The organism is Lactobacillus corticis, from assembly GCF_018327645.1.
Classification (GTDB): Bacteria; Bacillota; Bacilli; order Lactobacillales; family Lactobacillaceae; genus Lactobacillus; species Lactobacillus corticis.
In genome coordinates, this window is sequence record NZ_BMAY01000044.1 from 1 (window position 1) to 247 (window position 247).

At 53.4% G+C, this 247-nt stretch carries 1 rRNA gene; it reads left to right on the top strand.

What is annotated here, in order from left to right:
- Positions 1 to 247: ribosomal RNA gene (locus tag KI210_RS08650) — 16S ribosomal RNA — on the top strand; the annotation flags it as partial.

Consider the following 247-nt stretch of genomic DNA (forward strand, 5'->3'; position numbering starts at 1 on the left):
GCAACCTGCCCTTAAGACTGGGATACCACTTGGAAACAGGTGCTAATACCGGATAAAAACACAAGCTGCATGGCGAGTGTTTAAAAGGCGGCGCAAGCTGTCGCTAAAGGATGGGCCCGCGGTGCATTAGCTAGTTGGTAAGGTAAAGGCTTACCAAGGCGACGATGCATAGCCGAGTTGAGAGACTGATCGGCCACATTGGGACTGAGACACGGCCCAAACTCCTACGGGAGGCAGCAGTAGGGAA